Genomic DNA, 16,160 nt, shown 5'->3' with positions numbered 1-16,160 from the left:
GCCCGCCCGCGAAGTCCTGCGGCCGGCTACGGAGTTGAGGCCGGTGCCGGTCGTACGGGCCGTCTACCGGCGGGTGGTCTCCAGTCCGGTCAGGACGGCGACCGCGCGGGTCAGGGTCTCGGGGGTGGCCGTGTAGGGGAGCCGCAGGTAGTGGGTGAGGGTGCGGTCGGCGGAGAAGGTCGGCCCGGGGGAGAGCTTCAGGCCCTGGCGGGCCGCGCGGGTGGCCAGGGCGGTGGCGGTCGTGCCGTGCAGCCGCAGCCACAGGCAGAGGCCGCCCGGCGGGAGCGTGAAGCTCCACCCGCCCGACCCCTCCAACAGGGCCGCGAGGTGGTCGCGCTGGGCGCGGAGCCGGTCGCGCCGGTCGCGCAGCAGGTCCTGCGGGTCGGCCAGGATTTCGCAGGCGATGAGCTGTTCGAGCGGCGGCGGTGACAGTCGTGCCTGGAGCGGGTCGTGCAGGAGTTCGCGGATGCGGGCGGCGTCGGTGCGCAGCCAGCCGACGCGCAGGCCGCCCCAGACGAGCTTGCCCAGCGAGCCGACGGCGACGACGGCCTTGCCGGTCAGGTGCGGGACGGGCTCCGGCGGGTTGCGCAGGTCCAGGTCGCGCAGGGTTTCGTCGGCGATGACCGTCATGCCGTTGCGTGCCGCCAGTTCGGCCACCTGGTCGCGTTGGGCGGCGGGCATGAGGGCGCCCGTGGGGTTGTGGAAGTCGGGTGTCAGGTAGGCCAGTCCCGGCCGTACGGTCCTGATGGTGTGGGCGAGGTGGTCGGGATCCCAGCCGTCGGCGGTGACGGGTGACGCGGCCAGTCGGGCGCGGCGGCGCCGCAGTACGGCCAGCGCGCCGTGGTAGGTGGGGCTCTCCACCAGGACGGGGCGGGTGCGGTCGTGCAGGTGGTCGGCCAGGAGGGTGAAGGCGGCCCGGGTGCCCGAGGTGACCAGGATCTGATCCGGGCGGGTCGGCAGGCCGTCGCGGGTGTAACGGTCGGCCAGCAGTTCCCGCAGCCGTGGGAGCCCCGCGTCGGGCTCGGCCGAGTCCATGAGCAGGGCAGCCGACCGCTCCACCGCTCGCCGGGAGGCCTCCAGGTAGGCGGCGTGGGGGGCGGCGGGCACCGCGCGGGTGAAGTCGAGGCCGTCCCCGTGGTCCACCGACCAGGGTGCGGTGCGCTCGGTGATCTCCGGTGGGAGCCGGACGTCGCTGCCGCTGCCGTGGTGCGTGCGCAGCCAGCCGGTGTCGCGGAGCGCGGCCAGGGTGGTGACCACGGTGCCGCGGCTGACCTGGAGGGCTGTGGCCAGGGCGCGCTCGGACGGCAGCCGGGTGCCGACCGGGATCCGCCCGTCGACGACGGCGTCCCGGATCGCCGCGGCCAGGGCCTGCGTGAGCGGTCCCGGCTCCTGCCGCCAGCTACCCAGGGCGGAGGCGATGCCGGAACCGCGGATCTCGATCATTGGTCCAGTTTGCCGAATGTGGACCAGGACTCGAACGTCGGCGGTCCGTAGCGTCGCAGGCACCGATCCGTGAACGTGCGCAGAGGAGCCGACCCTTGCATTCCCCGCGTCCCCCGCATTCCCCGCGTCCCCCGCGTCCCCTCGATCCGCTGCGAACGAGTCGCTGGTTCCGGCGGACGGCCGGTGGGCTCCCGGCCGCGTTCTGGTACCTGTGGACGGCGTCGCTGATCAACCGGACGGGCGCGGTGGCGCAGATCTACCTCGGCGTGTACCTGCTCTCGGTCCGACACTTCGACGTCTCCTACACCGGGCTGGTCATCGGTCTGGGGGGCATCGGTACGGCCCTGGGCGCGCTGCCGGGCGGGATCATCGCCGACCGGTGGGGGCGGCGCCCGGCGATGCTCGGCGCATCCATCCCGGCAGCGCTGACCATGCTGGCCCTCGGCTGCACCGACAGTCAGGCGGCGGTCCTGGTCCTGGCGTTGCTGCTCGGGGTGTTCCTCGGCATCGTCCGGCCGGCGTTCACCGCGTCGATCATCGACGTGGTCGCGGACGCCGACCGGGTCCGCGCCCTGAACCTGAACTACTGGGCTTTCAACCTGGGTTCGGGGGCCGCGGCGTTGCTCGCCGGCCTGCTGGCCAGGATCGAGCCCATGCTGCTGTTCGCCACGAACGCCGGCGTCCTGCTGTGTTCGACGCTGCTGCTGGCGCTGAAGGTCCCGGAGACCCGTCCCGCCGCCCCGGCGGCCAGGACCGGCCCGGTCGGGCTCGGCCCCGTCTTCCGGGACCGGACCTTCATGGTCTTCGTCGGTCTGACCCTGCTCGGCTGGACGATGATCGAGACCAACAAGGTGCTGCCGGCCTCCCTCGTCGCCGACGGGCTGGACGTGACCTCGTACGGGCAGGTCATCGTGGTCAACATGGTGCTGATCGTCGCCGGTCAGCTCGTCCTGCCGGGACTCGTGGCACGGTTCCGGCACGAGCACGTCCTGGCCGCCTCGGTCGTGTTCGCCGGGGTCGGCTTCGGGCTGGTCGCGCTCGCCGACACGCTGTGGGCGTACGCGCTGACGGTCGCCGTCTGGACTCTCGGCGAGATGCTGATGACGCTGGCGAACTCCGCGGTGATCGTCCAGTTGTCGCCGTCCGACGCCCGGGGCCGGTACCAGGGCGTCTTCGGATTCGGCCCGCCAGGCGCGATGTTCCTCGGCCCGGCCCTCGGAGGTCTCGTCGCCGAACACCTCGGCACGAGCACGCTGTGGGCCGGTGTGTTCGGCCTCGGTCTCGTCCTGGCGGCGGCGAACCTGGCGGCCGGTCCCGCCCGGACCCGTCGAGTGGCGCTCCTGCGGACCGCTGCCGGAGGGCGCGCGCGGCACGGGTCGGGCAAGGAGCTCTCCGGGTCTCGATGATCACCGGGATGCGGTGTCGTCGGCGGGAGCCGTCGGCCGGCCGGGAGCGGCGCGGGAGAGGTTCCCGGCCGCCCGCGGCCCGATTCCAACCGGCAGGTTGGAGCCTTCGTATGCTGGGCGCATGGCATGGGACACCGAGAGGACCAGGCGGCTGCTGCTCGACGCGGCCGTGGACGAGTTCGCCGCGCACGGGCCCGAGGGCGCGCGGATCGACCGCATCGCGGCCGCGGCCGGGGTCAACAAGGAGCGGATCTACCCCTACTTCGGGGGTAAGCGGCCGTTGTTCGGCGCGGTGGTCCAACGGGAGCTGGAACAGCTCGCCGCCGCCGTGCCCCTGGAGGAACCGGACGGGCGGACGGTGGACCTTCCGGAGTATGCGGGCCGGGTGTTCGACTACCACCTCGCCCATCCGCACCTGCTGCGCCTGCTCCAGTGGGAGGCCCTCTGCGGTGATGCCTCCGCCCCGGTCGCGGGCGAGGAGCGGCGGGCCGCCCACTACGCCGAGAAGGTCGCCGCGGTGTCCCGTGCCCGCCGGGGCGGCGCGGGCTCCGTGCCCGCCGAGGTGCCGCTCCCGCCCGCGGACCTGCTGTACGCCGTGGTGGCGCTCGCCGGCTGGCAGTTCGCCGCGCCGCAGCTCGCCCGCATGATCATCGGCGGAGCGGCCGGTGCGGATCCCGCTGCCAGGCGCGCTGCCGTCGTCGACATGGTGCGCAGGCTCACGCGCTGATCCGCTTGAGGGGCCCACATCTCCAACTGGACGGTTGGAGATGTGGGTGTGCTCGCGCTAATGTCCAACTCGTCAGTTGGAGATATCCCGGACAAGGAGCCCGACCATGACGGTCATGTCCGCACGCCCGAACGCCGCCCTCGTCCTGATCGAGTTCCAGCGCGAGTGGCTCGACCCCTCGCAGGGCCGGCTCAACCACCTCGTCGAGGATCGCGGCCCGCTCGACACCGCCGTCCGCGGCGCGGCCGCCGCGCTGGCCGCCGCCCGCACGCACGGTGTTCCCGTCGTCCACGTGCCGCTCGTCCTCACCCCCGGCGCGCCGGAGCTTGCGAGCTGGACCCCGGCCCTGCTCGGTCTGCGCGCGGCGATCCCCGAGGCCGGCACCTGGATCCGGGGCAGTGCGGGTGTCGAGTTCGCCGAGGACTTCCGGCCCGCTCCCGGCGAACCGGTCGTGCGCGGCCGCGCCGGCGCCAGCGCCTTCGCCGGCCTCTCCGACTTCGACCTGATCCTGCGCCGACTCGGCGTCACCGACCTGTACCTGGCCGGCTTCGCCACCCACGTGTGCGTCGAATCCACCCTGCGCGAGGCCCACGACCGTGGCTACACCACCCACGTCATCCACGACGCCTGCGCGGCCTTCACCCGGGCCCAGTAGGATCACGTCCGCGAGCACGTGATCCACCACTTCGGCGACGAGACGGACGCCGCGGCCTTCGCCGCCTCGCTCGACGGGACGCCGTGCGCCCGGTGACCACCGGCGGCGGGGGACGGGGACGGGCCCGGGGGCGGAGGTCGTTCGCAGCACAGGCCGTGGCGCCGACTCCCGGACCGGGGTGGCACACGCCGTCCCTGCGCAGTCGACGCCGTGACCTTCCCGGACGGGGGTCGCGGTGTCACACCGACGCGCGAGCACGTTGCGGACCGAGCAGCGTCTGCGGGGGCATCCGGCCGCGTTCCGCGACCACTTCCGTCGGGTCCTGGACGGACGAGGCCCCGAGCGGGGTGACGTCGTGCCGGTGCCGATCGTCCGACGGTGCGGACTGCCGGTCTCCGGCGTCGAAGGTGGCGCTCCGTCCGAGCGGGGCGAGGCGGCGGTCGGCGTGATCGGCCCTGCGGATCCGGGGCGGCGCCCACCCGGCTGATCGGGCGGGCCCCGGGCAGGACCCGGGTGTCCGCTCGGAGGGCTGACGGGGCTCCCGCTGTACGCCGCCGGCCGCCCCGTCCCGTCGCCGACCCGCGCCGACGGGGATCGCGGCGCGGGTCCCCGGCCGGGGCCGGGCGGCGGTCAGGTGGTGGAGGCCGCGCCGGGGCAGGACTCGGGGGTGTGCGAGGACCAGTCCTCGAAGTGGTGCAGGACGGCGTGCCACGGGCAGTCCTCCCGCATGTCGCGAAGGGCGACGGCGCCGCACGGCTGGTACGGGCACCGGCAGCCGGCGACCCGCTCGACCTCGTCGTTGTGGCGCAGGTGCCGGTCCTGCTTGCCGAGACAGGTGCCCTGCTGATCGTGCCAGGCCCGGACGGCCGCTTCGGCGGCGTCGGCTCCGGACCAGCGCCCGGGCTGCACGGGGGCGTTGTGCTGCCAACCGGGCAGCCACCGGCGGACGGCGGCGGCGACGGCGGTGGGCTCGGCGAACAGCTCTGACAGCGGCAGGGGGTGGAGGGAGAACCGGATCGGCATCAGGCCGCTGTCCTGGTCCATCAGGAACCAGCCCCGGTGGTGCTCCCAGCCCAGCCAGATCGAGTCCGGCTCGTCCCAGTGCTGGCCGTGGAACAGGCCCGCCTCGAACCAGAAACCGCCGTCGGCGTCGCGCGGGAACTCGGTCTCCTGGTCCGAGGGGCGGCGGGTGAGGTCGGTGATCCAGGGGCGGTGCGTGGGCAGGCCCTCGGCGGTCAGCGCGGCATGGACGGCGGCAAGGTGGTCCGCGTGTGGCTGCTCGGACATCGGTCGGTCCCCTCCGCAGGGTCGGGCCGGCTCACCGCGCGGGTGGTCGGCCGCAGCCGCGCGCCGCGAACCGGCGTGGTGCTCGCCCGGTTCCACCGGGTCTCGGACCGACCGTACTCCGGTTCGGAGGGGCGAAGATCACCGGGGTGGTGCGGCGACCACGCCGGAGCGCCCGACGACCGGACGGGCCGTGAACTCCCTTACGGGAAGGGCCTCGACGGGTGTCCGACGGCCGGCCGCACGGCGGAGGCACCGCGACGGTCGTCGCGGTGCCTCGGGCGGCTGCGGTCAGGCGCGGGCCATCTGCCAGGCGCCGACGAAGTCGCACGCGGCGGAGCTGAAGACGGTGATCCGGTAGCCGGGCGGGATGGGAGATCCCGAGCAGGCCCAGATCCCGGGGTAGACCTGCTCGTGCAGCCAGCTGCCGATGCCGTTGCACCCGGCGATGGTGTGCCGGGTCGAGACGTATCCGGCCACGACCGGCGAGCCCGAACACGTCCACATCTTGTTGTGGACGATCTGGTGGTACCAGCCGCCGAGGCCGTCGCAGCCCCGGCTGTCGTAGTTGGTGATGACGTACCCGGTCACGATCGGCGAGCCGGAGCAGGTCCAGATGCCGTCCTGGACGGGCTGCTGGTACCAGGAGCCGGCGCCGTTGCAGCCGCCGGTGTTGTGGGCGGTGATGACCCACCCGGCCGGCACCGGCGCCCCCGAGCAGGACCACTGGCCGGCGGGCCAGCGCTGCTGTCCGGCGGTGGCGGCGCCGGCGGTGCCGACGGAGGTGCCGGCGAGCACCATGGAGGCGATCAGCGCCACCACTCCCGCCATGGCGGCGATCCGGCCGCGGACGGCTCCCGCCGTTGCTCCGCTCCACAGTCGGCTGATCCGGTTCTTCATTCCACACCTGTCCTTTCGGCACGGTCGTGCGACGGCCCCCGACGGCAGAGCACCGCGATGCGCAGCCCGTCCCGGGACGGCGGGACGGGAAGATCAACGGCGGTGTGACCGACACACTGTCAGATGAGAAGCATGCAAACCAGAATGAATTCAAGCCATCATCGCAGAGCTGGCGTGGATGGATCGCGGTCGTCCGAGTGAACGGTCCCGCCCCGCGTGTGCTGCCGTTCGACTCCCCGCCCAGGGGTCGCCCGCTCGACGCTCGGGGGTCGGGCGCCCGTCCCGGGCGGGCTGGACCTGGTGGTTCCGGGGTGTCGGGGTGTCGGGGTGTCGGACCCCGGCCGTGGGCGGCCGCGTCGGAGGGTCGGCGGGCCGGTCGCCGGGAAGGTCCCAGAAACCAACACGCGAGGACCCTTCGGTGTCGCCTCTCCCTCGCTGTCGAGCCGTCCCGCCGCCGGGGCGTGTCCGGCCGGGGCGTAGTCTCTCCTTCGGGTGATTACCGGTCAGTAATCACTCCGGTAGGCGCACATGCGGATTCCATGCCAACGCCCCGGTTGCACCGGAGGGCGGCTGGGTGCCTTGACGGGTAGTCACTTCGGCTGGATGCTCTCACCTGATCGATTCCGTTGGATTCCGTGACTTCATGTGCCGATCAATCCTTGGAGGCATCCCTTGGCCCGGATACCGCTCAAGGAGCGACACGGACCAGCGCCCCCACCTCCCCGCCGTTCCCCCTCGCCCGTACCGCCGGAAAGGCCCTCATGCTCTTCGCAGACTTCGAGATCGGCGCCCGGGTGGTGCACTACCGCGACGTGAGCCGGGTCGGCACCCTGGTCGCTGTGCGCCGCCGGTGGTTCCCGCCCGGCAGCCGGGACTGGTTCGTCCGCTGGGACGGCACCGACCGGCCGGTCCGGGTCCGTGCGGGCACCTGGGTGGTCGGCCGAGGTCCCGGTCGCGAAGCGGGCTGAGGGTGCGGCCCGTGCGGCCCCCTGCCCGCGAGCCGGGCGAGATCCGACGATGATGTGACGTCACATTCGCGCGTTGGCACGTGCTTTGGTGCCGTGTCCCGCTCCTGACGGTGCTGCGCCGTCCTGAGCCCCCACCCCCGCACGCCCCGAGGAGAACCCCCATGCCGTCTCCCGTCCGCGCCCCCCGAAGCCGGATCGCCGCCCTGCTGGCCACCGTGCTGGTGCTGGCCGTCGCCCCCCTCGCGACGGTCGGCACCCAGCAGGCGTCCGCCCTGGACAACGGGGTGGCCCTCACCCCGCCGATGGGCTGGAACACCTGGAACTCGTTCGGCTGCGACATCAGCGAGCAGCTCATCCGCAGCTCCGCCGACGCCCTCGTCACCTCCGGGATGAAGGACGCGGGCTACGACACCGTGGTGGTCGACGACTGCTGGTTCGACCCACAGCGCGACGCCCAGGGCAACCTGCGCGGCGACGCCACCCGCTTCCCGAGCGGAATGAAGGCCCTCGGCGACCACCTGCACGGCAAGGGTCTGAAGTTCGGCATCTACCAGGTGCCCACCGACCGCACCTGCGCGCAGCGCAACAACGCCTACCCCGGGTCCACCGGCAGCCGGGGACACGAGCGGCAGGACGCGAACAGCTTCGCCGCCTGGGGCGTCGACTACTTGAAGTACGACTGGTGTTCCCCGGCGGGCACCCTCGACGAGCAGATCGCCGCCTTCACGGCGATGCGCGACGCCCTGCACGACACCGGCCGCCCGATCGTCTACAGCATCAACCCCAACAGCTACCACCCGGCCAAGACCGGGGCCACCTACGACTGGTCGGCCGTCGCCAACCTGTGGCGCACCACCGAGGACATCTCCTCCAGCTGGGACAAGCACAAGACGACCAACAGCTACAGCATGGGCGTCATGGACATCGTCCACTTCAACGGCTTCCTCGGACGTCAGGCGGGCCCGGGCCACTGGAACGACCCGGACATGATGGAGGTCGGGGTGCCCGGCATGACCGAGGGCGAGTACCGCTCGCACTTCAGCCTGTGGGCGCAGATGGCCGCTCCGCTGATCGCGGGCAACAAGCTCGCCTCGATGACCCCCGCCGTCCGGGACATCCTCACCAACCGCGCGGTGATCCGGGTCGACCAGGACGCTCTGGGCCGGGCGGCCCGGATCGTGGCCGACTCCGACACCGAACTGGTGACCGTCCGCGAACTGGCGGGCGGGGACCGGTCGGTGACACTCACCAACACGGGCGCCGGCACCGCCACGGTGACCACCGGTGCCGCCGAGCTCGGCATCGCCGGGGCACCCTCCTACGCCGTCACCGACCTGTGGACCGGGGCGTCCACGACCACCACCGGCGCCCTCTCCGCCACCCTCGCCCCGCACGCGACCGCGATGTTCCGGATCACCCCGAACGGTGCGGTCGGCACCGTCCAGCCGGCACCGGCCGACGGCACCTACGAGATCGCCGCGACCGGGCCCGGGCAGGTGATGGACGACCCCGGCTCGTCCACGGCGTCCGGCAAGCAGATGATCACCTGGAGCCGCAACCGGGCCGCCAACCAGCGCTGGATCCTCACCGCCGGCGCCGACGGGACGTACGCCCTCCGGAACAAGGCCTCCGGCCTGTGCCTCGACGTCTACAACGGCGACACGACGGCCGGTACGGCCGTCATCCAGTGGACCTGTGACGCCGGCAAGTCCAACCAGAGGTTCGGCCTGACGCCGGCCGGCGCCGCCGGTTACAACCTGGTCGCCCGCAACAGCGGCCTCGCGGTCACCCCCTCCGGCACCACCGACAACTCCGCCCTCACCCAGCAGCCCCTCACCGCGGCCCGGCCCTGGACTTTCACCCGCACCAACTGAGGCCGGGTCCGCGCACCGCCACGACCGCCCCGGCCCCTGCGGGCCGCCGCAACGGGCTCCGCGACGGCCACCCGGACCGACACCGGGAGGTGACCCTTGCGGAGCCCGAAGTGCGGCTGCCGGACGACGAGACGGGGGAGCGGAGGGGGAACGGCCGGCTCAGGTCAGGATCTTGGCCTTGGCCTGCGCGAACTCCTCCTCCGTGATCTGGCCGCTCGTCCGCAGTTCGGTGAGCTTGGCGAGCTGATCGGCGGTGGAGGCCTGGTCCGAGCCGGTCGCCGTCTCGCGGACGTACGCGCGGAACTGCTCCTCGTTCTTCTGCGCCTTGCGCATCTCGCGTTCGCCCATGCCGCGTCCGCGGGCGATGAGGTACACGAAGACGCCCAGGAAGGGCAACAGGATCAGGAACAGGGCCCAGCCGGCCTTCGCCCAGCCGCTCAGCGAGTCGTCGTGGAAGAGGTCGATGAGGATCCGGAACAGCAGCATGAACCAGAGGATCCACAGGAAGAACCAGCACATGGTCCAGAAGACGTTCAGCAGCGGGTAGTCGGCCGCGAGGTTCATGGCTCTGCTCTCCTGTCCCGGCACGGCCGGGGCCGCCCCGAGTCGATGGTCCGGTTGGGGCGGCGGGCGACTGCGCGGCAGGAGGCACCGGCACCCGACGGGGTGCCCGACCTCGCCCACGGCGCCCGGTCCTGTCGACGGGACGGCCGATCCGGCATCGTCACCGAGGGCGGCGCCGGTATGCGCTCACTCATGCCCTCATGCTGCGCGCGCCACCCCGCACACGCATCCGAACGCCGCCCGCCGCAGGCCGCGGGCCGGCTCGCCGGGCCGGACAGCGGTGCGGGATCCCGGGCCGCAGAAGGGCGGGAGGGGGTCGGGGCGCCTCCCGTGCATACGGCCGTCCGGGTGATGGAGCAGGGTCCCGCGCCCGCGTTCCGCCCGCCCGTCCGCCCCGGCTGGGACCCGGGAGCCCTGAGCGTCGAGCCCCGGACGGCACCCGGCCCGGTGGGCGGCGCGGTACAGGACCGCGCCGCCCACCGGGCTCATCGGGGGGACGGTGCTCAGGCCGCGGGGCCGTCCAGCTCGGAGTCCGGGACCCACGAGCCGTGGATGCCGGCCGTCACCCGCCGGGGCAGGTGGACGGTGGCGACCGTGTCGAGGTCGGACGCGTTCAGCACCAGCAGCTGCGAGGCGTCCTGCTTGAGGTCGGAGACGACGGTGAGCAGGTAGCCGTCGTCCTCGGCGGTGCCCCCGGCGGCGGGGACGAACACGGCCTCGCCGGGCAGCCGGGCGTCGCCGACCTGGTTGATCCGGCGGGCGCCGGTGGCGCGGTCGTACTTCACGACGCCGTAGCCGCCGAAGCCCTTCTCGTCCGGGAAGGAGATGGCGTACTGGTAGCGGTTCTCGGAGCCGAGGTACTGCTCGTTGAGGGTCGGGAACTCCACCGCGAGGTCGTCGATGATCTGCTCGTCGACACTGCCGGCCGCCAGGTCGACCACCCAGCGACGGGTGTAGGAGCGGGTGTTGGGCTCGGAGCCGCGGCCCGGAGCGCCGACCCACCAGTTCCAGGACAGCCGGAAGCCCTCGCGGTCCACGGTCGGGCCCTCCAGGACGATCCGGCCCTGGTTGTCCTCGTAGGCGTTCGAGACGTGCAGCATGTTGCCCGGCTCGATCGCGAACCACCGCACCCGCCCGGTGCCGTCGGCGCCGCGCGGCATGACGCCGATCCGGGAGGGCTGGGTGTCGCTCCAGCCGTACGGGATGCCGGAGTGCTCGTTCGGGTCGAAGGTGACGTTGCCCTCGACGAAGACCACGTGCCGGCGGGTGATCGCGAAGTCGTGCTTGAGCGAGGCGGTGGCGCCGGGGATCTCGGCGCTGTGCACGATCTGCCCCTTGGCGTCCGCGACGTGGTAGGTCAGGAACGGCGGGAACGGCGAGGAGCCGAAGAAGTGCAGCTCACCGGTGACCGGGTCCTCCTTGGGGTGCGCGGTCATCGCGGTGCGCAGCTTGCCGTCGAAGTCGAAGGCACCGACGGTGCCGAGGTCCCGGTCGAGCTCGAACGGCAGGTTCGCCTCGCACAGGGCGAGCAGCCGGCCGCCGTGCTCGATGATGTGCGTGCCGGCGGTGGAGGCGCTCAGGTCGGGGCCGCGCTCGGTCATGTACGGCGCGCCGTCCAGGGCGGGGGTGTGCACCCAGCGGTTGCGGTACCACTCGGCGCGGCCCTCGCGCAGTCGGACGCCGTGCACCATGCCGCTGCCCTTGAACCAGTGCGTCGGGGTGACGCCGGGCTTCGGGTTGTGGCCGTTGCGGAGCAGCCGGCCGTTGAGCTCCGCGGGCAGGGTGCCCTCGACGGTGAGCCCGGTGGCGGTGATCTCGTCGGCGACGGGGGCGTAGTGGCCGGTCAGGTAGGGCTTCTGCTCAGGGGTCATGACGGTCTTCCGTTCTGTGCGTTCTCTTCGACGGATCTGAACTGGTTCAACTGAGATGTCGTCAGGCCGACTGCTCAGAGCGGGACTTGAGCTGACCGAGCCAGCTCTCCAGGGAGGCGTGGAGCGCCGTGCGCAGGTCCTCTGCCGCGGCCTCGACCGGTGCGCCGCTCCAGGACTCCTCGGTGCGGACGATGACGTGGTCGCCGCTCTGCTCGAAGGTCCAGACGTGGATGCCGGTGATGCCCGCGGCGGGGCCGCCCCACACGATCCGCTCGCCGGGGATCAGCTCGACGACGGTGGAGGTGATGTCCAGCCCGTGGGTGCGCCAGCTGAAGGAGCTGCCGAGCCCCAGCGGGCCGACCGGTCCGGTCTGCTCGATGTCGGCGTTCCAGGTGGGCCAGGCCTCGATGTCGGTGTGCAGCGCCCACACCGTGTCGAGCGGGGCCTCGATCCTGGTGCTCAGGCGGACGACGGCGGGGGCGGTCTCGTCGATGGTGACCATGGGGGTGCTTCCTCTTCTGCTGGGTCAGGTGCCGGTGGTCTGCAGGGGAGAGACCGGTTCGGCGGTGGTCGTGCCGGTGGTGCTGGTGTTGGTGGTCTCGGTAGTGCTGGTGGTCTCGGTGGTAGGGGTGGTCTCGGTGGTGTGGGTGGTTTCGGCGGCCGGGGCCGAGGCCGGGGCCGGTCGGCGTCCGGAGCCGCGGGTGAGCAGCGGCGCGAGGACCGCGGTGGTGAGGAGGATCGCGCCCGACACGGCGAAGGCGGCCCGGTATCCGGAGGTCAGGGCCTCCAGGTGGGGTGTGCGCCCGTCGGCGTGCGCGGTGACGGAGCCGGCCAGGGTGGTCAGCGCGGCGAGACCGATCACGCCGCCGACCTGGCGGGTGGTGTTCACCAGCCCGCCGGCCAGCCCGGCGTCCTGCGGGGGGACGCCCTCGACGGACAGGGCGGTCAGCTGGACGAAGGCGACGCCCAGGCCCAGGCCGATCAGGCTGATCGGGCCGAGGAGGTCGGTGAGGTAGCTGCCGTGGGCGTCGATCCGGGACAGCCACAGCATGCCGGCGGCCTCGGTGAGCAGGGCGGCGGTGACGGTGGTCCGTGCGCCGATCCGCGCGGCGACCCGCGGCGCCACGGTGGCGCCGATCATGTTGGCCGCGGCGAAGGCGAGTTGACCCACGCCCGTGGGCAGCGGATCCATGCCCAGGACCTGCTGCTGGTAGAGCGACAGGAAGACGAACAGCGCGATCCACACCGAGCCCAGCAGCGCCATCAGCAGGTTGCCCGCGACGACCCGGCCGGTACCGAACAGCCGTGGCGGCACCAGTGCGTTCGGCCGGCTGCGTTCGATCGCCACGAAGGCGACGAACAGCACCGCCGCACCGAGGAGGGCGCCCAGCACCCGGGCGTCGGTCCAGCCTGCGCCGCGTGCGGTGGTCAGGCCCCAGGCCAGGCCGGTCAGGGAGAGGGTGATCGCGACGGTACCGAGCAGGTCGAACCGTCCCGCCGAGCGGCCGGCGGCCCGCGGCACGAGCACCGCCACGGCGACCAGCACCAGCACCGTTCCGATCGCGACGGCGTGGAAGATCCAGGGCCAGCCCCACGCCTGGGTGAGCACGCCGCCGAGCAGGACACCGCACGCCCCGCCCGCGCCGGAGACCGCGCCCCACACCCCCAGCGCCCGGCCGCGCCGGGGGCCGGCGGGGAACAGGTCCATGGTCAGTGCGAGCGCGGCCGGGGCGACGGCGGCGGCACCGAAGCCCTGGACGGTCCGGGCGGCGATCAGCGCACCGGCCGAGCCGGCCAGCCCGGCGGCCACCGAGGCCGCCGCGAACACGGCGAGACCGCTCAGCAGCACCGGCCGGCGCCCGAGCAGGTCCGCCGCCCGGCCACCGGCCAGCAGCAGTGCGCCGAAGGCCAGGCTGTAGGCGTTGACCACCCAGGTGGTCCCGCTGTCCGACAGCCCCACCCCGGAACGGATCTGGGGCAGCGCCACGTTCACGATCGACGTGGCGACCATGACGGTGAACTGACCCGCGGCGAGCGCCGCGAGCACGGCACCCGGCCGAGCGGTGCGCGGCAACGGGCCGGTCCCGGTACGTCGTTGGAGGTTCATGACGCACAGATTGCTGCCGGACGCTGTCCACTTTCCAGACCGGACAGCCGCCCGGGCCTGTCCGCTCCTGTCCGCTCCGGTCCATCACACGCGGGCGCGTCGGCTGCCCGGCTCGGGCGGTTCCCACGTCGTGGGGAGCGTGCTTCGCGAACGAGGTGCGCGGCGCTCACCGGTCACGATGCGGTCCGCCCTCACCCGCCGTCGCCGAGCCCGGTGGGGAGGGGGTCGGCGAGGAGGGTGGCGATGTTGCCGACCTGCCAGATGTAGCGGCTCATGACCATGCCGACGATCTGGGTCGCGACGAGGCCGGCCCGCAGGTTGCGTTCGGCAGCGGCGGCGACGGCCGTGTCGCGCGTTCTCGGCGAATGAACGGAGCAGCCTCCCTTGACCGCCGCGCCGCCCCCACCGGCACCGTCCGACCCGCCGCCGGCCGGCTCCCCGCCCTGGTGGGCTGGGGGAGTCCGGAGCTGCTGGAACACCTTCTCCCGCGCCGGGCCACCGCCATCTGGACCGGGCTCGCGATCCTCGTGCTGGTCGCCGGCCTTCCCTACGACGGAACCGGCGTCACCACCACGGACCAGTTCCTGCCGGCCGGGATGCACCTGATCGCCGGCGCCGCCGTGATCCCCGCCTTCGTGATCACCTCACGGCGCCGCCGCTCCTGAACCCCGGCCCGCCGGCGCCACCCTTCCACCTCCACACCCGCGATGACGGGGTGTTCCTCCTCCGGGGCGAGGCGCTCCTGTGGGTCGGAACGCCGGAGACCCGGCCACCGGGGCGGTTCCTACGGGCCGACCGGCCCGGCCCGTGGGGACCGTGCGGCCCTCGTGCCGCCGGCCACGAGCGCGGGACGATGAAGGTGGATGAAGGTGACCGGCGACCTGCCGGCCCCCGGCCTTGGTCGGCCCGCCGTGTCGCCGGTGCCCGGTGCCCGTGGTGCCGCGCCCCCGCAGTGACCGGCCGACGAAGGCACCCGGTGGAACGGGAGACAGGTGAGAGGCCATGCAGGCAGTGATCGTCTACGAGAGCATGTACGGCAACACCGGAGCGATCGCCGAGGCCATCGCCGAAGGTGTCCACGAGGCGGAGCCGGAGGCGTCGGTGAGCTGCCTCACCGCCGCCGAGGCGGGAACGGACGTGACCGGGGCGGCCGACCTGCTCGTGGTCGGAGGCCCGACCCACATGCACGGGATGTCCTCGGGTCTGAGCCGCAGGCTCGCGCAGTCGCACCAGGCGCAGTCCTCGCCCGAGGCCGCGGCGGGCACCGAAGGGCCGGGGCTGCGTTCCTGGTTCCACGACCTGCCCAGGACCGAACCCGGAACCCACGCCGCAGCCTTCGACACCCGCGCCGACACCCGGATGAGCGGCGGCGCCGCCAACGGGATCGCCCACCGGCTCTCCCAGCACCACTACGACGTGGTGGCGGAGCCCGAGGGCTTCGTCGTCGAGGACGCCGAGGGCCCGCTCCGCGCCGGTGAGATCGACCGGGCCAAGGCCTGGGGAGCGAGCCTCGTCTGACCGGGAGGTCCACGCCGGGCCGAGGACCTCACCCCGGCCGGGACCTCACCCCCGGCCGGGGGATCACCGGTCACCGGATCACCGGTCACCCGCCTGCGGCCGGCGGCTCTGCCGCGTGCCCGGTGCGGTCGGTGACCGACACGACGCCGTCCACCGACCGGCACAGCCGCAGCACGATCGCCGCGATGTGCGGGGGCCCGATCGAGCCGCTGAGGACGACCCGGCCCTGCTCGACCTCCACCCCGGTGGTGGCCGGGCTCACCCCCTCGATCCGGTCGAGGACCTCCTCGACGACGTCCCGCCGGATCGCCCGGTCGTCGCGGAGGAAGACCCGGAGGAGGTCGCTGCGGCTGACCACACCGACGAGCCGCCCTTCCGCGTCCACCACGGGCAGCCGCTTGACGCGGTGACCGGACATCAGGCGGGCCGCGGCCACCACGCTCGTACCGGGTGTGGCGCAGAGGGCGGGGCGGGCCATCAACTGCTCGGCGGTGGACGCCCCGGTGTGGTCCGGTCCTCCGGCCGGCGGCGGGGGGAAGAGACGTGACGGGTCCTCCTGGGCGGACTGCGTGCGCAGCAGGTCCGCCTCCGAGACGATGCCCACCGGCCGGTCGTCGCCGTCCACCACCGGGACGGCGGAGATGCCGAACTCGGCCAGCAGGCCGACGATCTCCCGGAAACCCGTGCCCGGTGCCACCCGTACGACGTCGTGGGTCATCACGTCACCCACGGTGCGGTGCATCAGCACGGCGACGTCCCGCGCGGGCGCCGATCGGGCGCGGCCGGCGGGTCACGGGTGCCGGACCGCGGGCGCGGGGTGCCCGCCCGACGTGCGCCGTGCGC

At 73.3% G+C, this 16,160-nt stretch carries 16 protein-coding genes; 7 read left to right on the top strand and 9 right to left on the bottom strand.

Going from position 1 to position 16,160, the window contains the following annotated elements:
* Positions 1-63: 63 nt before the first annotated feature.
* A complete protein-coding gene (locus ACIOFR_RS16230; protein ID WP_400997173.1) occupies positions 64-1,443 on the bottom strand; it encodes a PLP-dependent aminotransferase family protein in 1,380 nt (459 codons plus the stop codon).
* Here ACIOFR_RS16230 and ACIOFR_RS16225 point away from each other — a divergent pair.
* The 3 genes from ACIOFR_RS16225 (at position 1,443) to ACIOFR_RS16215 (ending at position 4,231) form a co-directional block, all read left to right on the top strand.
* Positions 1,443-2,849, top strand: a complete 1,407-nt coding sequence (locus ACIOFR_RS16225) for an MFS transporter (RefSeq protein WP_400997171.1) — start codon at positions 1,443-1,445, stop codon at positions 2,847-2,849. The genes ACIOFR_RS16230 and ACIOFR_RS16225 overlap by 1 nt on opposite strands.
* 121 nt (positions 2,850-2,970) lie before the next feature.
* The gene (locus ACIOFR_RS16220) at positions 2,971-3,576 is read left to right on the top strand and encodes a TetR family transcriptional regulator (protein ID WP_400997169.1); all 606 of its coding nucleotides are present in this window, start codon (positions 2,971-2,973) and stop codon (positions 3,574-3,576) included.
* A 106-nt stretch (positions 3,577-3,682) separates the two neighbouring features.
* Positions 3,683-4,231: an isochorismatase family protein gene (locus tag ACIOFR_RS16215; RefSeq protein WP_400997166.1), complete on the top strand. Its 549-nt coding sequence runs from the start codon at positions 3,683-3,685 to the stop codon at positions 4,229-4,231.
* A gap of 630 nt (positions 4,232-4,861) precedes the next feature.
* Here ACIOFR_RS16215 and ACIOFR_RS16210 read toward each other — a convergent pair.
* Together ACIOFR_RS16210 and ACIOFR_RS16205 are read right to left on the bottom strand one after the other, a co-directional pair.
* Positions 4,862-5,518, bottom strand: coding sequence for a hypothetical protein (locus ACIOFR_RS16210; RefSeq protein WP_400997163.1), 657 nt, complete (start codon positions 5,516-5,518; stop codon positions 4,862-4,864).
* 288 nt (positions 5,519-5,806) lie between these two features.
* Positions 5,807-6,415, bottom strand: a complete 609-nt coding sequence (locus ACIOFR_RS16205) for a hypothetical protein (protein ID WP_400997160.1) — start codon at positions 6,413-6,415, stop codon at positions 5,807-5,809.
* Positions 6,416-7,176: 761 nt separating this feature from the next.
* Here ACIOFR_RS16205 and ACIOFR_RS16200 point away from each other — a divergent pair.
* On the top strand, positions 7,177-7,383 hold the full coding sequence (locus tag ACIOFR_RS16200) for a hypothetical protein (RefSeq protein WP_400997157.1): 207 nt from the start codon (positions 7,177-7,179) through the stop codon (positions 7,381-7,383).
* Positions 7,384-7,544: 161 nt separating this feature from the next.
* Positions 7,545-9,257: an alpha-galactosidase gene (locus ACIOFR_RS16195; RefSeq protein WP_400997155.1), complete on the top strand. Its 1,713-nt coding sequence runs from the start codon at positions 7,545-7,547 to the stop codon at positions 9,255-9,257.
* A 159-nt stretch (positions 9,258-9,416) separates the two neighbouring features.
* Here the strand turns inward: ACIOFR_RS16195 and ACIOFR_RS16190 are convergent, their stop codons facing one another.
* The 5 genes from ACIOFR_RS16190 to ACIOFR_RS16170 all read right to left on the bottom strand — a co-directional run bounded on the left by ACIOFR_RS16190 (position 9,417) and on the right by ACIOFR_RS16170 (position 14,278).
* Positions 9,417-9,821, bottom strand: coding sequence for an SHOCT domain-containing protein (locus ACIOFR_RS16190; RefSeq protein ID WP_400997152.1), 405 nt, complete (start codon positions 9,819-9,821; stop codon positions 9,417-9,419).
* 503 nt (positions 9,822-10,324) lie between these two features.
* Positions 10,325-11,692, bottom strand: coding sequence for a carotenoid oxygenase family protein (locus ACIOFR_RS16185; RefSeq protein ID WP_400997149.1), 1,368 nt, complete (start codon positions 11,690-11,692; stop codon positions 10,325-10,327).
* Positions 11,693-11,753: 61 nt separating this feature from the next.
* Positions 11,754-12,194, bottom strand: coding sequence for an SRPBCC family protein (locus ACIOFR_RS16180; RefSeq protein WP_400997146.1), 441 nt, complete (start codon positions 12,192-12,194; stop codon positions 11,754-11,756).
* A 24-nt stretch (positions 12,195-12,218) separates the two neighbouring features.
* Positions 12,219-13,799 carry an MFS transporter gene (locus ACIOFR_RS16175; RefSeq protein ID WP_400997143.1) on the bottom strand — a complete coding sequence of 527 codons (1,581 nt, stop codon included), beginning with the start codon at positions 13,797-13,799 and terminating at the stop codon, positions 12,219-12,221.
* Positions 13,800-13,990: 191 nt separating this feature from the next.
* Positions 13,991-14,278, bottom strand: a complete 288-nt coding sequence (locus ACIOFR_RS16170; RefSeq protein WP_400997140.1) for a hypothetical protein — start codon at positions 14,276-14,278, stop codon at positions 13,991-13,993.
* Between ACIOFR_RS16170 and ACIOFR_RS16165 the strand changes: the two genes are divergently transcribed.
* Together ACIOFR_RS16165 and ACIOFR_RS16160 are read left to right on the top strand one after the other, a co-directional pair.
* Positions 14,165-14,464 (top strand): DUF6069 family protein, encoded by a 300-nt coding sequence (locus ACIOFR_RS16165; protein WP_400997137.1) that lies wholly within the window; start codon positions 14,165-14,167, stop codon positions 14,462-14,464. The genes ACIOFR_RS16170 and ACIOFR_RS16165 overlap by 114 nt on opposite strands.
* Before the next feature lie 337 nt (positions 14,465-14,801).
* A complete protein-coding gene (locus ACIOFR_RS16160; RefSeq protein WP_400997134.1) occupies positions 14,802-15,317 on the top strand; it encodes a flavodoxin family protein in 516 nt (171 codons plus the stop codon).
* A gap of 85 nt (positions 15,318-15,402) precedes the next feature.
* Here the strand turns inward: ACIOFR_RS16160 and ACIOFR_RS16155 are convergent, their stop codons facing one another.
* Positions 15,403-16,059 (bottom strand): CBS domain-containing protein, encoded by a 657-nt coding sequence (locus ACIOFR_RS16155; RefSeq protein WP_400997417.1) that lies wholly within the window; start codon positions 16,057-16,059, stop codon positions 15,403-15,405.
* Between the last annotated feature and the right edge of the window lie 101 nt (positions 16,060-16,160).

Origin of the sequence: Kitasatospora sp. NPDC088346 (assembly GCF_044740765.1) — a bacterium.
In the GTDB taxonomy this organism is placed as follows: Bacteria; Actinomycetota; Actinomycetes; order Streptomycetales; family Streptomycetaceae; genus Kitasatospora.
Note: the sequence above shows the minus strand (reverse complement) of the source record. Positions and strands in the feature narration are given on the sequence as shown.

Bases quoted from the DNA above. Each gene is read 5' to 3' on its own strand.
- ACIOFR_RS16200 (WP_400997157.1), top strand. From the start codon at position 7,177: ATGCTCTTCGCAGACTTCGAGATCGGCGCCCGGGTGGTGCACTACCGC.
- ACIOFR_RS16155 (WP_400997417.1), bottom strand. From the start codon at position 16,059: ATGCACCGCACCGTGGGTGACGTGATGACCCACGACGTCGTACGGGTG.
- ACIOFR_RS16195 (WP_400997155.1), top strand. From the start codon at position 7,545: ATGCCGTCTCCCGTCCGCGCCCCCCGAAGCCGGATCGCCGCCCTGCTG.
- ACIOFR_RS16230 (WP_400997173.1), bottom strand. From the start codon at position 1,443: ATGATCGAGATCCGCGGTTCCGGCATCGCCTCCGCCCTGGGTAGCTGG.
- ACIOFR_RS16175 (WP_400997143.1), bottom strand. From the start codon at position 13,799: ATGAACCTCCAACGACGTACCGGGACCGGCCCGTTGCCGCGCACCGCT.
- ACIOFR_RS16185 (WP_400997149.1), bottom strand. From the start codon at position 11,692: ATGACCCCTGAGCAGAAGCCCTACCTGACCGGCCACTACGCCCCCGTC.
- ACIOFR_RS16215 (WP_400997166.1), top strand. From the start codon at position 3,683: ATGACGGTCATGTCCGCACGCCCGAACGCCGCCCTCGTCCTGATCGAG.
- ACIOFR_RS16165 (WP_400997137.1), top strand. From the start codon at position 14,165: ATGAACGGAGCAGCCTCCCTTGACCGCCGCGCCGCCCCCACCGGCACC.
- ACIOFR_RS16210 (WP_400997163.1), bottom strand. From the start codon at position 5,518: ATGTCCGAGCAGCCACACGCGGACCACCTTGCCGCCGTCCATGCCGCG.
- ACIOFR_RS16190 (WP_400997152.1), bottom strand. From the start codon at position 9,821: ATGAACCTCGCGGCCGACTACCCGCTGCTGAACGTCTTCTGGACCATG.
- ACIOFR_RS16160 (WP_400997134.1), top strand. From the start codon at position 14,802: ATGCAGGCAGTGATCGTCTACGAGAGCATGTACGGCAACACCGGAGCG.
- ACIOFR_RS16180 (WP_400997146.1), bottom strand. From the start codon at position 12,194: ATGGTCACCATCGACGAGACCGCCCCCGCCGTCGTCCGCCTGAGCACC.
- ACIOFR_RS16220 (WP_400997169.1), top strand. From the start codon at position 2,971: ATGGCATGGGACACCGAGAGGACCAGGCGGCTGCTGCTCGACGCGGCC.
- ACIOFR_RS16205 (WP_400997160.1), bottom strand. From the start codon at position 6,415: ATGAAGAACCGGATCAGCCGACTGTGGAGCGGAGCAACGGCGGGAGCC.